General features: G+C 58.6%; 1 protein-coding gene. It reads right to left on the reverse strand.

Going from position 1 to position 1,398, the window contains the following annotated elements; genetic code table 11:
* The coding region (locus tag N005_RS02990) for a methyl-accepting chemotaxis protein (protein ID WP_047699284.1) at positions 1-1,170 on the reverse strand (1,170 nt) is incomplete at its 3' end.
* Between the last annotated feature and the right edge of the window lie 228 nt (positions 1,171-1,398).

Below are 1,398 nucleotides of genomic sequence, written 5' to 3' on the forward strand. Positions count from 1 at the left end.
GCTGCTGACCCCGGCGCTGGTCTGCTCGGTCACGGCCGACAGCTGTTCGGCGGCACTGGCGATCTGGGTGACGCCTTCGCTGATGCCACTGATCAATTGCCGCAGGCTCACGGTCATGCGTTGCAGGCTGCCTTGCAATTGGCCCATTTCGTCACGGCGGGCGACCACAAGGTCATGGCTGAGGTCACCCGAGGCGACACGTTCGACAGCGCTCAAGGTCTGTTGCAGGGGAGCAACGATCTGCCGGGTGATGATCCATGCCGCCAGTACGCCAAAGGCCAGCGCCAGGACGGCGACGATGATCAAGGTGTTCTTGGCTTGAGCGGTTTCCTGGTCGCGTTTCTCGACCTGCGAGACAGTCATTCGATTATTCAGCTCATTCAAATGGCTCTCTTGTTCCGCCATTTTCTTGAAGGTCGAGGCGCTGACCACCTGCGAGTCGCGGAACTGGCTGACAGCGGCACGATAGGCCTTCATCGATTCGGCGGCTTGCTGCAGATTGGCGGTGTGCTGCTCCGGCAATTTGCCGGGCAGGTCTTGAAGGTTCTTCAAGACGTTTTCGATGGCATCCAGGGCGGGTTGCTCGGCGTCGGCCTTGCCACTGTAGGTGTAGCCACGCACTTGATAGCGCGCTTGCTGGAGCAGCTTGCTCAGCTCCACCACGTTATTGAATGGCGCGACACTGTCGCCTTGTCGCAGGGCGTTTTCGACTTCCGTCACCTTCGCCACGGCATTGTCGGCGTTGGCCCCTAGCTTGGATCGGGCTGATTCGCGGTTCTGTGTCGCCTGGGTCAACTCGCCAAAGCTGCGTTTGAAATCCTCGAGGATAGCCAGTTGCTGGTTGAGCAGCTCTTGGTCGGTCGGTCGCACAAACTGTTTGAGGGCAGTCTGTATGCTTTCCTGCAGCTTGCCTACCAGCTCGCTGACGGCCGTAGGGCCTTGTTCGCCGCGCCGCATCTCGTAGTCGAGGCTGGCAATTCGCAAATCCTTGGCCAACTCATTGAGGCTGGCGATGGACGCCTGTTTGTCCGAGCGACTGATCACGCTGCTAAGGCTGTTCCAGCCCGCGAGGGTGCTCAGGAGAGTCATGAGCAAGACCAGGCCGAAACCGACACCCAGCTTGCGATTGACACTTACGTTTCCCAGCTTTTCGGTTAGCCAACTGAACATGCCGATACTCCTTCGGACCTTTTTGTAGGTCTTATGAGGAGAGTATCGACCATGCCATGCAGATCTGTAGGAAATAGGTGAGGGACTGGATAGGAGGGCGTTTGTGCTTGTTCAGTTACGAGTCAGTCGCAAATCCGTCCACCGTGGGGGGCAGCTTGCTCAGGCTCAACTCCCGACAACGGCACCCAATCCTGTGGAAGCGAGCCTGCTCGCGATGAACGATAACGC

The sequence above is a fragment of the Pseudomonas mediterranea CFBP 5447 genome (assembly GCF_000774145.1).
Classification (GTDB): domain Bacteria; phylum Pseudomonadota; class Gammaproteobacteria; order Pseudomonadales; family Pseudomonadaceae; genus Aquipseudomonas; species Aquipseudomonas mediterranea.